We start from the raw sequence: 16,120 nt of genomic DNA, 5'->3' as shown, positions 1-16,120 counted from the left end.
ATAAATAATGAGTACATTGGTGCTGTGTATACTTTTTAGTGAGTGTAACAATGAGTGTAGAACAACAAGAAGTAGCCCAATATGTTTACCTTCAAGCGCCTTTCAGCATGCTCGATAACAGTGCTTGCGACTACTTTGTAAACCATCTTGATGTTATTTATTTAACGCGAGAAAACCAGGCGCAGTGGCTACAGAGCGAACACCCAAAGCTTTTTTTAATTCGCTCAGGTCTTTACGATTTAGTTGATGCTAAAGGTGATGTAGTAACACGTTTGGCACAAGGTGATTATTTTGGTTTTCCTTCGCTTTTAACCGGCGAAGCAATTCAAAATAAATTGGCGGTTCAAAAAGAGGGCATAGTGTATATGCTCAACCAAGAACACTTTGATTTTTTACGCCGAGAGTACAAACCGTTTGAGCAATATTTTGTAAGAGCTCACGCCAATAGATTACTATCATCACATTATAAAAGTAAAAACGACAGTTGGTCAGAGCGCAGAATATCTGAACTCATGACCCGCACAGCCATAACGCTTTCACCCGATGCCAGCATTCGACAAAGCGCTAAAAAAATGAAAGAGCACGGTGTGTCGTCAATTATGGTTATTCAACACGCCCATTTAGTTGGCGTGGTAACAGACCGCGATCTGCGAAATAGGGTGCTTGCCGACGAGGTAGACCCGCAAGAAGCGGTTAGCAGCATAATGACCACAAACCCTAAATTTATATTTGAAAATAACCGCGTGTTTTCTGCGTTGCATTTAATGCTCAAATATAATATCCACCACTTGCCAGTGCTTGATGAAAGCCATAACCCGATAGGCATGCTCACCAGTACTGATTTACTGCGCCAACAAAAAAGTGATCCTGTGCAGCTCATTGGCCGCATTTATAAAGCGCATAACGTGACCGACTTAAAACGTTACGCCAAAGAAGTGCCCGATTTACTAAAGAGCTTCTCTCATAATATTGACGATATTTCACTTATTGGTAAATTACTAAGCGGGTTAACCGATGCATTAACATCGCGCTTGATCAGACTATTTCAAGAAGATCACGGCGCAGCCCCAACCAGTTTTAGTTTTATATGCTTTGGCTCACAAGCACGCGAAGAGCAAACATTACATTCAGATCAAGATAACGGCCTACTGCTCCCCAACGATTTAACTCAAGAGCAGCATACTTACTTTAAAAAAATGGGAGAGTTTGTTTGCGAACAACTCGTTGAATGCGGCATTAGGCGATGCCCTGGTAACATAATGGCAAGTAGTGACTTATGCCGCATGAGCGTGAACGATTGGTCGGAACGCTTTTTTAAATGGATAAAAAGCCCAACCCCCGAAGCCATGCTTAATTGTAAAATATTTTTTGATTTACGCTTTATAGAAGGTTCAAATTCGTTATATACCGCATTTTGTGAACAATTAGTGCGCATATCGCGAAACGATTTATTTTATGCAGCCATGGCTACCGACATAAATAATAACAGCGTACCCATAGGTTTATTTAACAAGTTTAAAACGCAAAAAGATGACAACAACCACAAATACATAGATTTGAAAAAACGCGGTGTGGTGATCATTAACGACATAGTGCGCTTATACGCATTAAAAGCGGGAATTAAACGGGCTAACACCCAAGAGCGCCTAGAAGCATTATTAAAGTATAACCTCATCAACAAAGACGATATTTACAACTTAAAAGACTGTTGGCGGTTTTTAACTCAGCTGCGCTTAAGCACACAAATTAATGAAGAGGGGTTACCAAGCAACTGTATTAACCCTAATAAATTAAATTCACTAGAGCGCCATCAGTTAAAAGAAGCGTTTTATTTAGTAAAACAAGCGCAGCAAGGCGCCGCGTTTAAATTTGCACGGGGCAGTTTGTGAGGCTCTCATGGTAAAAATGTTACTTACGAGGTATATAAAGCGCCGTCAATTACTAGCAAAAAATGCATTCTCGCAGCGCTATTTGGTGATTGATTTAGAGCTCACTGGGCTTGACTCAAAACAGCACGAAATAGTGTCGGTTGCATGGGTTGTAATTGATAACCAATGTATAAAAATGAGCGAGTCGCAGCATTTTATTAATAAAGACGTAAAAAGCCTTGAACAAAGCCCGGTTTTTCATGGTATTAGTAACGAAGCTATTAATACTGGGCTTAGCTTAAACCTTATTTTAAAAAGCTTAAGCGCTCATTTTAACGATTGTATTTTAGTATTTCATAACGCAGCTCTCGATTGGGGGTTTTTAAAAATAGCGCTTAAAAATGCCAATATAACCACCCGGCCTAAACTAATACTCGACACCCTTAATATAGAAAAAAAGCGACTACTTAACCAATCAACTGAAATAAAACAAGATGATTTAACCCTAAATGCCTGTCGCACTCGTTATGAGTTACCGAGCTATCATTGCCATCATGCACTGACCGATGCACAAGCGACTGCAGAATTACTACTAGCTCAGTGCCATCAAATAAGCCGTGGTAAAGAGCTAAAAGTAGGCGAGTTGAAGTAGGTTGGCTGCAGGCGCGGCTTTATGCCGCGCGAGATAAACTATGGCTATTACAAAGAGAGCATTTACTTTTATAGTTATTAGTATGACTATAGGTACAGTTATATCTTCATTATTTAACTTATTACTCCAAGGAACGAATATGAAACTTTTTATTACTATTTTTCTACTCTTTTCACCACTTACCACTTTTGCTAATTCAAGCGTGCCTGCTAATCGCCATATTGCAGTGCAAGGTACTGCAGAGGTATTGGCAAAGCCTGATATGGCTCAAATATCTTTCGAAGTAATAAGCTTTAAAGACAAATCACTTGACGCTAAACGTGATGTGGATGACCGAGTGAATTTGTTATTTAAAGGGTTAAGCAAGTATGGTGTTAAGGAGACTGATGTTTTCGCTTCAAGCCTGTTAACTCATAATGATGACGATATATTTAATGTTGAAAGTGGTACAGCAATTAATGCAGGGTATGTAGCAACAAGAACACTCAAAGTAACATTAAGAGATATTGAAAAAGTGAATGATTTTATCGATTTTGCACTAAGTGTAAAAATTAATGAAGTGACGAATATTGAGCTTATGTCTTCAAAAGCTGCGCAATTAGAAGCTGAAGCAACTCAAGGCGCAATAGAAAACGCTATAGTTAAAGCAAGCGAGCTTGCTAAAGCGTTTGGGGCAGAACTTGGAGAAATTTACAGTATTAATTCAAATTCTAACCGTTCAAGTTATGGTTATGGCGCAGATAGTTTTGAGCGAATAGTTGTGACCGGCTCTAAAGTTACTAGAAATCCATTCGGGCAAGGTAAATACCTGCAAGAAACGATTACATTTAAATCATCTATAAACGTGGTGTTTGATTTAGAGATAAAATAACAATTAGGGTATGAGGCATTAGAGAAATGGAATTAAATTATTTTTATATTGGGTTTGGTGTCATTGTATTACTGAATCTCATTGTTAGTGTTCTTTTAATAAAGCGCGATGATTTAGAGGTTTTTCAAAAAGTGGCGCAAGTCATATTGGTCTGGTTAATTCCGTTGTTTACTGCGGTTGGTTTGTGGTTGTTTTATCGCTCACAGGATAAGCCCAAAAGCATACCTAAAAGCTTTGGTGGAGGAACTTCCTCTGGTACGAACACACACAATGGCAGCGGGTTATAAGCAAATTTTAACGTGTATACTTTAAGGCTAAGTGGGGATTTTCAACGTTAATTTAAAGTTTCTAATCGCCCCCTCTTATAATCAGGCGCAAGGTCGATTACAATACAGACATCTAAAAGGCACATAGCCTTTATCTGCACGCTAAAAGAGTGGATTTTATATTTCATGGCAATCAAACTTGCAATTAATGGTTTTGGTCGTATTGGTCGAAATATTGTCCGCGCGTTGTACGAGTCAGGTTTGAGCGACGAGATTAAAATTGTTGCCATTAACGAACTTGCTGACCCTGAAGCTATTGCTCATTTATTAAAATACGACACATCCCACGGTCGTTTTTCTTTTCCTGTAAAACTTGGTGAAGACACCATTAGTGTTGCAGGCGATACTATTGCACTTTTTTGTGAAGAAAACCCAGTAGAATTACCTTGGCAAACCCTTGATGTAGATGTGGTACTTGAATGTACTGGTGTTTATCATTCGCGTGAGCATGCACAGTTACACATTACAGCGGGCGCCAAAAAGGTGTTGTTTTCGCATCCAGCTGATAACGACGTAGATGCCACTATTGTTTATGGCATAAACGACGATGAGCTTAAAAGCGAGCATACTATTGTATCTAACGGCTCGTGTACCACAAACTGTGTAGTGCCAGTAATAAAAGTATTAGACGATGCCTTTGGTATTGAGTCGGGTGCTATTACCACTATTCATGCATCGATGAACGATCAACAAGTGATTGACGCGTACCATCATGATTTACGCCGTACCCGCGCTGCGAGTCAGTCTATTATTCCGGTAGATACAAAACTTGCCCGCGGTATAGACCGCATATTACCTAAATTTGAAGGTCGCTTTGAGGCCATAGCTGTTCGCGTTCCAACAATTAATGTAACGGCTATGGATTTAAGTGTAACGGTTAATGCCGATGTAGATTTAAAGGCCGTTAATAATGCACTTAAAGCACAAGCAAAAGATAGACTCGAAGGTATTTTAAGCTACACCGAAGAGCCGCTTGTATCAGTTGATTTTAATCACGATCCACATTCTTGTATTATTGATGGCACACAGACACGAGTTAGTCACAAACGGCTGATAAAGTTACTTGTTTGGTGTGATAATGAGTGGGGATTTGCAAATCGTATGCTCGATACCGCGCGTGCGATGGTTGCAGTAACTCAGTAACTTTTTATATTACTATAATAATTTAAACGTATTTTTCAGGTTCAGTATCGTTAACTAAGGAGATATTCATGTCGGTCATAAAAATGGCAGATTTAGATTTAAACGGCAAACGCGTATTAATTCGTGAAGATTTAAATGTACCAGTTAAAGCAGGTAAAGTGACGTCAGATGCGCGTATTCGTGCTGCACTACCTACTATTAAATTAGCTCTTGAGAAAGGCGCTAAAGTAATGGTTATGTCACACCTTGGCCGTCCTACGGAAGGGGAATACAACGAAGAATATTCGCTTGCCCCTGTAGCTGATTACCTAAACGATGCGCTAGCGCAAACAGTACGTCTTGAAAAAGACTACTTAAATGGCGTAGATGTAGCTGATAATGAAGTGGTTGTATTTGAAAACGTGCGCTTTAATAAAGGCGAGAAGAAAAACGATGAAGCGTTATCAAAACAACTTGCAGCTTTATGTGATGTATACGTAATGGATGCCTTTGGTACAGCTCACCGCGCACAAGCGTCTACCCATGGTGTTGGTTTATTTGCTGATGTTGCCTGTGCAGGCCCATTACTATCGGCTGAACTTGAAGCTTTAGGAAAAGCACTTGATAATCCAGCTCGCCCATTAGTGGCTATTGTGGGTGGTTCAAAAGTTTCGACTAAACTAACTGTACTAGATTCACTGTCTAAAATTGTTGACCAGCTAGTAACTGGCGGCGGTATTGCTAATACGTTTATTGCAGCTGCAGGCAATCCGGTAGGTAAATCACTTTTTGAAGCTGATTTAATGGATGAAGCAAATCGTTTATGTGCAGCAGCGAAGGCAAATGATGGTGAAATTCCAGTTCCTACGGATGTAGTGGTAGGTAATGAGTTTTCAGAGTCAGCAGTTGCTACGCTTAAAGATGTAAGCGAAGTGACTAGCGACGATATGATTTTTGATATTGGCCCAGATACCGCCAGCCAACTTGCTAAAATTATTGCAAATGCAGGCACGGTAGTATGGAATGGTCCTGTAGGTGTATTTGAGTTTGATCAGTTTGGCAACGGCACGCGTGCTATTGCTCAAGCAATTGCTAATTCAAACGCATTTTCAATTGCGGGTGGCGGTGATACTTTAGCTGCAATTGATAAATACGGCATAGCCGATAAAGTTTCTTACATTTCTACCGGTGGTGGTGCGTTCTTAGAGTTTTTAGAAGGCAAAAAGCTTCCAGCAGTAGAAATGCTAGAGTCACGCGCTAAATAAAGTTATTTAGCCGTGTAAAGTGAGGGGAAACCCTCACTAATCATTAATTATTAAATACCTCTCACCCTAATTTAATAATTAATGTGTACGAAGCTTAACTGCAGAGCAGTGGGTTTCGTGGTGTTATTTAAACGCCAAACTAACATATCCGTTCAAACTAGATGGCAGTGAAATGCTATCGATAAATTGGAGAATACCCAATGGCTTTAATCAGTATGCGACAACTTTTAGATCATGCAGCTGAGCATGGTTACGGCGTACCCGCTTTTAACGTAAATAACCAAGAGCAAATGCGCGCAATAATGGAAGCGGCTGACAAAACAAACAGCCCAGTAATCGTTCAAGGATCAGCAGGCGCTCGTGCTTATGCCGGTGCACCATTTATTCGCCATATGATTTTAGCAGCCGTTGAAGAATGGCCACATATCCCTGTCGTAATGCATCAAGATCACGGCACCTCGCCCGGTGTTTGTCAGCGTTCAATTCAACTTGGTTTTTCATCAGTAATGATGGATGGCTCGTTAATGAGCGATGGTAAAACGCCTTCAAGTTATGAATACAACGTTGAAGTTACTCGCGAAACAGTGGCTATGGCACATGCGTGCGGTGTATCGGTTGAGGGCGAGCTAGGTGTATTAGGTTCACTTGAAACGGGTGAAGCGGGCGAAGAAGACGGTGTAGGCGCAGAAGGTAAATTAACAACTGATCAAATGCTAACTGATCCTGAAGAAGCAGCTGACTTTGTAAATAAAACCCATGTTGATGCGCTTGCGATTGCATGTGGTACATCGCACGGGGCTTACAAATTTACGCGCCCACCAACAGATGATATTTTAGCAATTGATCGCATTAAAGCCATTCACGCACGTATTCCTAACACGCATTTAGTAATGCATGGATCGTCGTCGGTACCACAAGAATGGCTAGAGATCATAAACCAGTACGGTGGCGAAATTCCTGAAACCTACGGTGTACCAGTTGAGCAAATTGTTGAAGGTATTAAGCACGGTGTTCGTAAAGTAAATATTGATACCGATTTACGTTTAGCGTCTACCGGTGCTATTCGTCGTCATATGGCGCTTAATCCATCTAACTTCGATCCACGTAAATACCTAGCAGAAGCTACAAAAGCGATGACAGAGATTTGCGTTGCACGTTACAACTCGTTTGGAACGACAGGGCAGGCTGGTAAAATTAAACCAATTTCTCTTGATGACATGCACCTTAAATACTTAAGCGGCGAGTTAGCACCACAGATTAAATAATCGATCGATTAAACAGATCAATGTGTAAAGGCCAGTAATATTATTACTGGCTTTTTTATTGCCTGCCGATAGCAGATCATGCAATTACCAACGGTATTAATTGGGATCACTCATTTACTAACACAGATTGTATTGGATCATTACTTTACTAAGTAAACGTAATTTTTAGCTTTATTTAGCATTAAAAATAATCAGATCTTTTTTTATTTGTACAAACAATCAACAGCTTAACTTTTTGAGTAGGTAGAGTATTGATCTCAACATTGATCGCCTTGGTAAAAATCTGATCTTTAAAGTGAAGCTTAGTAAAATCCAGATCTATTAAAAGCTAAGTAAATACAAACAAAGGCAGACTTAGTAAAGCAATGATCTGAGTATTCGATCATATTTAAAGTTTAGTTTTTGTAAGTACTAAAAATGTTTTTATTCGATTTTTAAAATATATAAATTTGTGACAGTAGTGAGGTTTTTATTATTAATTTGGCTTTTTTTTACCCCGATTTTAATTTACACGTTACACTTTCATAAAAATGTAATACTTAGTCATAATAATGAAAACTTATTCGATAGCTTAAGAGATAAATTGGAATGTCACGTAAAGTACTAGTCGTAGACGACGAAGCGCCTATCAGAGAGATGCTTGTTTTTGTATTAGAGCAAAATGGATTTCAGGCAATTGAAGCTGAAGATTATGATTCTGCTATTGCTGCAATGGTTGAGCCTTACCCTGATATGGTATTGCTTGATTGGATGTTGCCTGGCGGAAGCGGTATTCAAATTGCTAAAAAGTTTAAGCAAAACGAACACACGCGCCAAATACCTATTATTATGCTTACAGCTCGCGGTGAAGAAGAAGACAAAGTACGCGGCTTAGAAGTAGGCGCTGACGACTACGTAACTAAACCGTTTTCGCCAAAAGAATTAATGGCGCGTATTAAAGCGGTTATTCGTCGAGTGTCGCCAACCTCTTTAGAAGAAGCGATTGAAGTGCATGGCTTACGTTTAGATCCTATTTCTCATCGTGTTACTTCTGAAGGAAATGAGCTTGATATGGGCCCTACAGAGTTTAGGCTCCTTCACTTTTTCATGACTCACCCTGAACGGGTTTACAGCCGTGAACAATTGTTAGATCATGTGTGGGGAACCAATGTGTATGTGGAAGACCGTACTGTTGATGTTCATATTCGCCGTTTACGCAAAGCAATTGGCCCGTTAGGACACGATCGTTTGGTTCAGACCGTGCGTGGTGCAGGGTACCGTTTTTCAAGTAAACTATAACCTACTTAAACACCAGCTTAGTTTTATACGTGTATAACTACTCTAAGGTAAAGTGAGTGTATGTATCGAGTTGTTAATAAGCAGGCGTTAATAAAACGTCTGTTTATCTATTTTTTACCCTTACTATTAATTGGTGTGCTAGTTGGCGCACCTTTTTTGCTTTTATTTTTAGGCTCTTTTTCACTTCTTGTTTGGCATTATCATCAATTATACCGTTTAAGCGATTGGCTTTTAAATCAGCGCAGTTTTAACCCCCCTGAAGGCGAAGGTGCATGGGAGCAAGTGTTTGAAGGCATTTACCACCTGCAACACCGTAACCGTAAAAAACGAAATGAATTGGCCGATTTAATTAGGCGTTTTCGTGATGGGGCCGAAGCAGTACCCGATGCTGTTATTGTGCTTCAAACCGACTTAAGCATTGTGTGGTGCAATCAGCTAGCGCTTAAGGTACTTGGGCTGCAGTGGCCTACCGATCATGGGCAGCGCTTAGATAACTTAATACGCGAACCTAAGTTTGCAAAATATATGCACAAAGGTGATTTTGACGAAGCACTAGAACTTGATAATGGCCATGCTATTGAACAAGTGCTTGAGTTTAGGGTAATGCCCTATGCAACTACGCAGTTAATGGTTGTGGTGCGCGACGTAACCCGTTTAAAGCAGCTTGAACAAATGCGTAAAGACTTTGTTGCCAATGTATCGCATGAGCTGCGTACGCCGCTTACGGTGGTTACAGGTTACCTTGAAATGATGGACAGCGACAACTTACCGCCTCCTGCAATGTGGAATAAAGCACAATCTACCATGCTTGAGCAGTGCAAACGTATGGACAGTTTGGTCAGCCAGTTATTATCCCTTTCCCGAATAGAAGGTTCACGCCGACAAGATAACGATAAAGCAATTAATGTACCTCAGTTACTTGGTTATATTCAAACAGAAGCCCAGTCTATTAATCAAGACAAAGGCCACGAATTACTATTTGATATAGATAACACACTCGACATAAAAGGCTCTGAAGATGAGCTGCGTAGTGCGTTTTCTAATTTAGTTTTTAACGCTATTCATTACACTAAACCCGGCGGAAAAATACAGGTTAGCTGGCTTCGTAAAAATAATACCGCTTGTTTTACTGTTGTTGATAACGGTGATGGCATTGCTGCAGAACATATTAATCGGCTGACTGAGCGGTTTTATCGTGTGGATAAAGCACGAAGCAGAACCACTGGTGGGTCTGGTTTAGGCTTGGCAATTACAAAACATGTGTTAACACGCCACGATAGTAAATTAAATATCACCAGCGAAGTTGGAAAGGGTTCTTGTTTTTCTTTTTGTTTTTCAATAGATAAGATCGTTGAAAAACAAAATAAACAACAAGTTTTGGTAAAGTCATAAAAGTGTCATTTAAGAGTCATATCATTGTCATGTACTCACTTTAGAGTGGGCAGCAGTTAGAAAATGGGACGAACAAATCGGAGAACCCACATGAAATTTAAAAATTTAGTTGCCGCAATGGGTGTGGCTGTTACAACTTTCGTATCTGCTCAAGCAGTGGCTTTAGATCAAGACATTCCTGAGTATCAAAAAATCAGCGGCGTATCAGGCAACTTTTCATCAGTAGGTTCTGACACTTTAGCTAACATGATGACGTTTTGGGCTGAAGAGTACAAACGTATTTACCCAAATGTAAACATTCAAATTCAAGCGGCAGGTTCTTCTACAGCGCCTCCAGCATTAACCGAAGGTACTGCTAACCTAGGTCCAATGAGCCGCGCAATGAAATCAAAAGAAATCGAAGCGTTTGAAAAACGTTACGGTTACAAGCCAACAGCAGTTCGCGTAGCTATTGATGCACTTGCTGTTTATGTACACAAAGATAACCCAATTGAAGGTCTTCGTATTGACCAAGTTGACGCTATTTTCTCATCAACTCGTAAATGTGGTGCGTCAGAGCAAGTTAACCGTTGGAGCGATGTAGGCCTTGAAGGTAGCTGGGCAGCACGCGACATTCAATTATACGGACGTAACTCTGTATCAGGTACTTACGGTTACTTTAAGAAAAAAGCACTGTGTAAAGGTGACTTCCGTAATAACGTAAATGAACAGCCGGGTTCTGCATCTGTAGTACAATCAATTTCGTCTTCACTGAACGCAATTGGCTACTCAGGTATTGGTTACAAAACGTCAGGTGTACGTACTGTACCATTATCTAAAAAAGGCACTAACTTTGTAGATGCAACACTTGATAACGTTGCGCAAGGTAAATACCCACTTTCTCGCTTTTTATACGTATACGTTAACAAGCACCCAAATAAAGCCTTGTCTCCAATGGAAGCTGAATTCTTAAAAATGATTCTTTCAAAAGACGGTCAACAAATTGTAGAAAAAGATGGTTATGTTCCTCTTTCTGCAAAGCTAGTTGAAGTAGAGCTTAAAAAGCTAGGTTTAAAATAATAAACCTAAGCAATAAAAAAACCGCTCATTGAGCGGTTTTTTTATTGCTTAAAATTAAACATTTTAGGGAATTAAATACCACCTAACTTTTCAGCACGTGCTTTACATTGGTTGTATGTTTCTACACATTTAGCAGAACATACTTGTTGCTTAAGCCCTTCAGCTGTTGTTTGTTGCTCGCAGGTGCTTTCGCAGCGAAAGTTTTGTTGAGCACATTGGTTCATCTCGGCATTTTCCACATGGTTTTGACAACCGGCTAAAACAGCTAAAGTGAGCGCAACCACGCTTGTTTTTATTAATATATGCATTTTTAATCCTTAAAGTAAGCTCAATAAATTAAATATCGACCTGCATGTTGTCAATTAATCTCACAGAGCCTAAAAAGGCGGCGGCTAAAATAACAAAATGGTTATCATCGAGTGTAGCAGTTTTTAAGGTATCTCGTTGAGCTATCTCAAAATAGTCTGGCTTTAAGCCTGCTTGCTCAAGGCTTTGCTTAGCATGTGTTTTAAGCGAAGTGAAATCTTTATTACCTTGCTTAAGCTGCTCGGCACACTGGCCTAGCGCTTTAAATAAAGCAGTTGCTGTTGTTTTTTGCTCTGCTGATAGGTAGCCATTACGTGAGCTCATAGCAAGCCCTGATACTTCACGCATGGTGGGTACACCAATAATTTCAACAGGCATAGATAGGTCGCGAGCCATCGTTTTAATCACTTGCAGTTGCTGAAAGTCTTTTTCACCAAAGCAAGCGTAGTCAGGTTGCACTAGGTTAAATAGCTTAGTCACAACAGTTGCAACGCCTTTAAAGTGCCCAGGGCGTGAACCACCACAGTAACCAAGCGACACGCCTGGTACGTCAACAAAGCTTTGCTCACCAAGCCCATTTGGATAAATTGTGCTTACACTTGGTGTAAATACAATATCAGTGCCTAACTCTGCTAGGCCTTGTTTATCCTCTGATAATGTACGTGGGTAGTTATCTAAATCTTCGTTAGCGCCAAATTGCATTGGGTTTACAAAAATACTAACAACCACTTTATCAGCTAAGGTTTTTGCTTTTTCAACGAGTGAAAAGTGTCCTCGGTGTAAGTTGCCCATTGTTGGCACAAACGCCACACTCAAGCCTGCTTGTCGCCATGCTTTAATTTGACTACGTAATGATTTAATTTCAGTAATTGACTGCATTATTTAAACTCATGTTCAGCACTTGGAAAAGCGCCACTTTTTACATCGGTACAATATTTTTGAACGGCCGCTGGCATGTTGCCAGTTTCTAATAAAAAGTTTTTTGAAAATTTTGGAATATAACCTGCCGAAATACCCACTAGGTCGTGCATTACTAATATTTGACCGTCGGTCACATTACCAGCACCAATGCCTATGGTTGGAATACTAAGCGCATCAGTAATACGTTTTGCCAATGCACTCGGGATACACTCAAGTACTAATAATTGTGCGCCAGCGGCTTCCAGTGCTTTTGCATCATCAATCATTTTTTGTGCTTTGTCTTCTTCGCGGCCTTGGATTTTAAAGCCGCCAAATACGTGCACAGATTGAGGGGTAAGGCCTAAGTGCCCACACACAGGAATACCTTGTTGAGTAAGCGCTTTAATACTGTCGTAAAGCCATTCACCACCTTCAAGTTTAACCATGTTTGCACCAGCGCGCATAAGTTCTGCGGCATTTTTACAGGTGTCGTTAACGCTTGAATATGTCATAAATGGCATGTCAGCAATAACAAATAATTCACGGCTTCCTGCACGCACGCAGCGCGTATGATAAGCAATATCTTGGTTGGTTACGCCAAGCGTATCATCACCGCCTTGTAGCACCATACCTAATGAATCACCGACTAAAATAACGTTAACGCCATTATCATGAAATAACTTTGCAAAGCTTGCATCGTAAGCAGTTAATGCTGTGATTTTGTTATTTTCTGCTTTCATTTTATTTAAAGTAGAAACGGTTATTTTAGACATAATATTCCTCGCAGGCATAAGCCTTGGTTAATTACAGAGGTAATTGTTGTAAGTCGTTGAGCGGTAAATTAGTTGCAATGGTTTTTAGTGCAATGCCGCTGGGTAAAATAAGTTCTGGCGCAAGTTCAAGCAGTGGATACACCACAAACTCGCGTTCGTTCAAGCCATAATGGGGCACAGTTAAGCGTGCAGTATTAATAATTTCATTACCAAACAAAAGGGTATCTATGTCTAGCGTTCTAGGACCCCAACGTTCGGCTTTTCTAACACGGCCGTGCTCTAGTTCAATTTTTTGTGTTAAATCAAGTAGCTGTTCTGGTTCAAGATGGGTATTAATACATGCAACTGCGTTAATGTAGTCGGGTTGGTCTTGCGGTCCCATAGGTTTACTTGCGTAATAGTGAGACACGCTTACAAACTCGCTATGCGGCAGTTTTTTAAGTGCCGCAATCGCGTTATCAAGCTGTTGTTTAGGCGAGTTTAAGTTAGCACCTAACCCTAAATAAACACGGTTCATGTTATTACTCAGCTGGCTTTCTTGGTGCGCGGCGACGAGAGCGTTTACGCGGCTTTGGACCACCTTGATGACCTAAGTTTTTAACCATGTCTTTTTGACCGTTAATATCTTGGCTAAGGTATTGAGTCCACCACTGTGCAAGTTCTTTATGCTCAGTTTCACCCGCATCAACGCGCAATAATAAAAAGTCGTAAGCGGCTTTAAAGCGCGGTTGTTGCGTTAACCTGTACGCACGTTGGCCTGCACGTTTATCTAAACGGTGCTGGATGTGCCAAATATCGCGCGCACCCAACGTAAAGCGTTTTGGAACTGCAATATGTTGTGCGCTTTCGCTAAGTACTTTATTCATTGCTTGTGCAAAGGCATCGTACTCGCTAAGTTGTTCTTCGGCTTGAAGCTTTTTGGTTATTGCTAAAAGTGGGAACCATAATAGCGCGGCAAAAATAAATGCAGGCGTTACTTTTTTATCTGCATTTATGCGTTTATCGGTATTTTGAAACATTTGCTGAACAAAGGCTTGTTCTAAGCCATTTGGATTGGCTTCTAAAATTTTATCAAGCGCAGGAAATAATGCACGGAAAAGCCCGTATTGGCGAAGCATTAAAAAGTTAGCTTCAGCTTTACCGTTTAAAAACAGTTTAAGCACTTCTTCAAACAAACGCGCCGGTGGAATGTTATCAAGTAAGCTGGCAAGCTCGCTGATCGGCTTTTCGCTATTTGGCGCAATGCTCATATCAAGCTTTGTTGCAAATCGTACTGCGCGTAACATACGCACGGGATCTTCACGGTAGCGTGTTTCAGGATCGCCAATAAGCTCTATTTGTTTTGCTTTAATAGCGGCTAAACCATTGGCGTAATCATGAATGCTAAAATCGTTAATTGAGTAATACAGCGCGTTAATTGAAAAATCACGGCGCTCGGCATCTTCTTCAATGCTACCAAATACGTTGTCGCGTAATAATTGCCCTTCAGTACTTGATTGGCTTATTTGGTTTTTAGACTCAGGCGCTTCGTGATGACCGCGCATGGTTGCCACTTCAATAATTTCACGGCCAAAAACAATGTGCGCTAAACGAAAACGGCGACCAATTAATCTACAGTTTCTAAATAGCTTTTTAACTTGGTCGGGCGTTGCGTTAGTGACTACATCAAAGTCTTTAGGTTGTTGACCTAACAATATATCGCGAATACAACCACCAACGAGGTAGGCATCAAAGCCACCGTCTTTTAATCGGTATAAAACTTTGATTGCATTTGGGCTAAATTGTTTACGAGAAATACCATGCTCACCGCGCGTGATTACTAATGGTTCGCTGCTTACAGGGGCAGAGGCATTTTCAGCACTCGTATTTGGGCCGATTATCTGTCGGCAAAATTGAAAAAGCTTGGAAATAATAATCCGTCTCCTAGAAGGTGTTGATTGGCCTTTCATCGCAATCAAAAATAACCGCAAATAGTGGTGTTAAACCCCAATACTCACCGTCTTACTCAAATAGCACATATTTAGGCGGCTATCATATACCAGCAGGGTTTAAAAATTAAGTTGATGTGTTGAAATTAAGCTGTTTTTAACGATTTTATTTACACAGTTTAGTAAATTGCTTGGCTTAACTTGTTTGCTACTGAGAAATTTGTATTTCAGCGACTTGCGGCACTTGTTTTAACTCAAAGGTATTTATGCCCCATTCAATGAGTTGCTCAGTAGTTAAATCCATTAAATTGGCATGAGTTGGCAAGCCTAAAAATTCAAAGGCACTCATCAATGCGGGTTTTGGTTCTGCTTTACTAATTGCAGGAGCGTAGTTTTGTTTAGATAGTTTAAAACCGGGCTTGGCAACGGCTAAAGGTAAGTGAGCAAACTCAGGAATAGGGTGATTAAGTTGTTTAAATAAACTGATTTGCCGTGCTGTTGGCTCAATTAAATCGGCGCCTCTAACAATCCTATTTATCCCTTGATCAATATCGTCTACAACAACCACTAATTGGTAGGCGAATAAGCCATCACTGCGCTTTATTATATAATCTTCGTGTGCCAGCTCGCTACTAACACTAATATCACCTTGAATCAGATCGTTAAAGTGTGTGGTTGCATGGCATTGTGTTAATCGTAGTGCGCCTGTATCGGTTGGGTGGCCAAGGTTTTTACACTGGCCTTGGTAAATTCCACCCAATGCTTTTATTTGTTTTCGGCTACAGTGGCAAGCATAAACACATTGTTGATTTTCAAGGGAGCTGACTACGTCTTGGTATAAATCGAGCCGCTTAGTTTGATAAACAACTGATTCATCCCAGTGGAGGCAATAGGCTTGTAAGGTATTTAGAATATCGGTGTCGGCATTTTTCACCACTCGAGTGGTGTCTATATCCTCGATACGGACGAGCCAAGACCCTTTATTTGCTTTTGCATCAAGGTAACTGCCCACAGCCGCAACAAGTGAGCCAAAATGAAGTGGCCCAGAAGGAGACGGTGCAAAACGACCGCGATAGTTGCGCATAGGCGCAGTAACGGCTGCAGGTGGCATGCTA

16 protein-coding genes are annotated in these 16,120 nt (G+C 40.5%); 10 read left to right on the top strand and 6 right to left on the bottom strand.

Annotated features, from left to right (window positions below):
• Positions 1-50: 50 nt before the first annotated feature.
• The 10 genes from R0J88_RS05950 (at position 51) to R0J88_RS05905 (ending at position 11,098) form a co-directional block, all read left to right on the top strand.
• On the top strand, positions 51-1,889 hold the full coding sequence (locus tag R0J88_RS05950) for a DUF294 nucleotidyltransferase-like domain-containing protein (RefSeq protein ID WP_010555762.1): 1,839 nt from the start codon (positions 51-53) through the stop codon (positions 1,887-1,889).
• Positions 1,890-1,896: 7 nt separating this feature from the next.
• Positions 1,897-2,520, top strand: a complete 624-nt coding sequence (locus R0J88_RS05945; protein ID WP_410899392.1) for a 3'-5' exonuclease — start codon at positions 1,897-1,899, stop codon at positions 2,518-2,520.
• A gap of 139 nt (positions 2,521-2,659) precedes the next feature.
• Positions 2,660-3,391 carry an SIMPL domain-containing protein gene (locus tag R0J88_RS05940; RefSeq protein WP_410899391.1) on the top strand — a complete coding sequence of 244 codons (732 nt, stop codon included), beginning with the start codon at positions 2,660-2,662 and terminating at the stop codon, positions 3,389-3,391.
• 26 nt (positions 3,392-3,417) lie between these two features.
• The gene (locus R0J88_RS05935) at positions 3,418-3,678 is read left to right on the top strand and encodes a hypothetical protein (protein WP_410899390.1); all 261 of its coding nucleotides are present in this window, start codon (positions 3,418-3,420) and stop codon (positions 3,676-3,678) included.
• 165 nt (positions 3,679-3,843) lie between these two features.
• A complete protein-coding gene (gene epd, locus R0J88_RS05930) occupies positions 3,844-4,860 on the top strand; it encodes an erythrose-4-phosphate dehydrogenase (protein ID WP_006791866.1) in 1,017 nt (338 codons plus the stop codon).
• Between the two features lie 68 nt (positions 4,861-4,928).
• Positions 4,929-6,104, top strand: coding sequence for a phosphoglycerate kinase (locus tag R0J88_RS05925; RefSeq protein WP_006791867.1), 1,176 nt, complete (start codon positions 4,929-4,931; stop codon positions 6,102-6,104).
• 200 nt (positions 6,105-6,304) lie between these two features.
• Positions 6,305-7,369 (top strand): class II fructose-bisphosphate aldolase, encoded by a 1,065-nt coding sequence (fba, locus tag R0J88_RS05920; protein WP_410899389.1) that lies wholly within the window; start codon positions 6,305-6,307, stop codon positions 7,367-7,369.
• Between the two features lie 588 nt (positions 7,370-7,957).
• Positions 7,958-8,647: a phosphate regulon transcriptional regulator PhoB gene (phoB, locus tag R0J88_RS05915; RefSeq protein ID WP_006791869.1), complete on the top strand. Its 690-nt coding sequence runs from the start codon at positions 7,958-7,960 to the stop codon at positions 8,645-8,647.
• Between the two features lie 60 nt (positions 8,648-8,707).
• Positions 8,708-10,039, top strand: coding sequence for a phosphate regulon sensor histidine kinase PhoR (phoR, locus tag R0J88_RS05910; RefSeq protein ID WP_410899388.1), 1,332 nt, complete (start codon positions 8,708-8,710; stop codon positions 10,037-10,039).
• A gap of 90 nt (positions 10,040-10,129) precedes the next feature.
• On the top strand, positions 10,130-11,098 hold the full coding sequence (locus tag R0J88_RS05905) for a PstS family phosphate ABC transporter substrate-binding protein (protein ID WP_006791871.1): 969 nt from the start codon (positions 10,130-10,132) through the stop codon (positions 11,096-11,098).
• 71 nt (positions 11,099-11,169) lie between these two features.
• Here the strand turns inward: R0J88_RS05905 and R0J88_RS05900 are convergent, their stop codons facing one another.
• The 6 genes from R0J88_RS05900 to gluQRS form a co-directional block, all read right to left on the bottom strand.
• A complete protein-coding gene (locus R0J88_RS05900; protein WP_006791872.1) occupies positions 11,170-11,406 on the bottom strand; it encodes a hypothetical protein in 237 nt (78 codons plus the stop codon).
• Between the two features lie 28 nt (positions 11,407-11,434).
• Entirely contained in the window at positions 11,435-12,283 is an 849-nt protein-coding gene (panC, locus tag R0J88_RS05895) for a pantoate--beta-alanine ligase (RefSeq protein WP_006791873.1), read from the bottom strand.
• Entirely contained in the window at positions 12,283-13,077 is a 795-nt protein-coding gene (gene panB / locus R0J88_RS05890) for a 3-methyl-2-oxobutanoate hydroxymethyltransferase (protein WP_006791874.1), read from the bottom strand. The genes panC and panB overlap by 1 nt, the downstream gene beginning before the upstream one ends.
• Positions 13,078-13,108: 31 nt before the next feature.
• Positions 13,109-13,594 carry a 2-amino-4-hydroxy-6-hydroxymethyldihydropteridine diphosphokinase gene (gene folK / locus R0J88_RS05885; protein WP_410899387.1) on the bottom strand — a complete coding sequence of 162 codons (486 nt, stop codon included), beginning with the start codon at positions 13,592-13,594 and terminating at the stop codon, positions 13,109-13,111.
• Positions 13,595-13,598: 4 nt separating this feature from the next.
• Entirely contained in the window at positions 13,599-15,026 is a 1,428-nt protein-coding gene (gene pcnB / locus R0J88_RS05880) for a polynucleotide adenylyltransferase PcnB (protein ID WP_410899386.1), read from the bottom strand.
• 187 nt (positions 15,027-15,213) lie between these two features.
• Positions 15,214-16,116, bottom strand: a complete 903-nt coding sequence (gene gluQRS / locus R0J88_RS05875) for a tRNA glutamyl-Q(34) synthetase GluQRS (RefSeq protein ID WP_410899385.1) — start codon at positions 16,114-16,116, stop codon at positions 15,214-15,216.
• Positions 16,117-16,120: the final 4 nt, after the last annotated feature.

The sequence above is a fragment of the Pseudoalteromonas sp. SIMBA_162 genome (assembly GCF_046535955.1).
GTDB classification, from domain to species: Bacteria; Pseudomonadota; Gammaproteobacteria; order Enterobacterales; family Alteromonadaceae; genus Pseudoalteromonas; species Pseudoalteromonas marina.
Note: the sequence above shows the minus strand (reverse complement) of the source record. Positions and strands in the feature narration are given on the sequence as shown.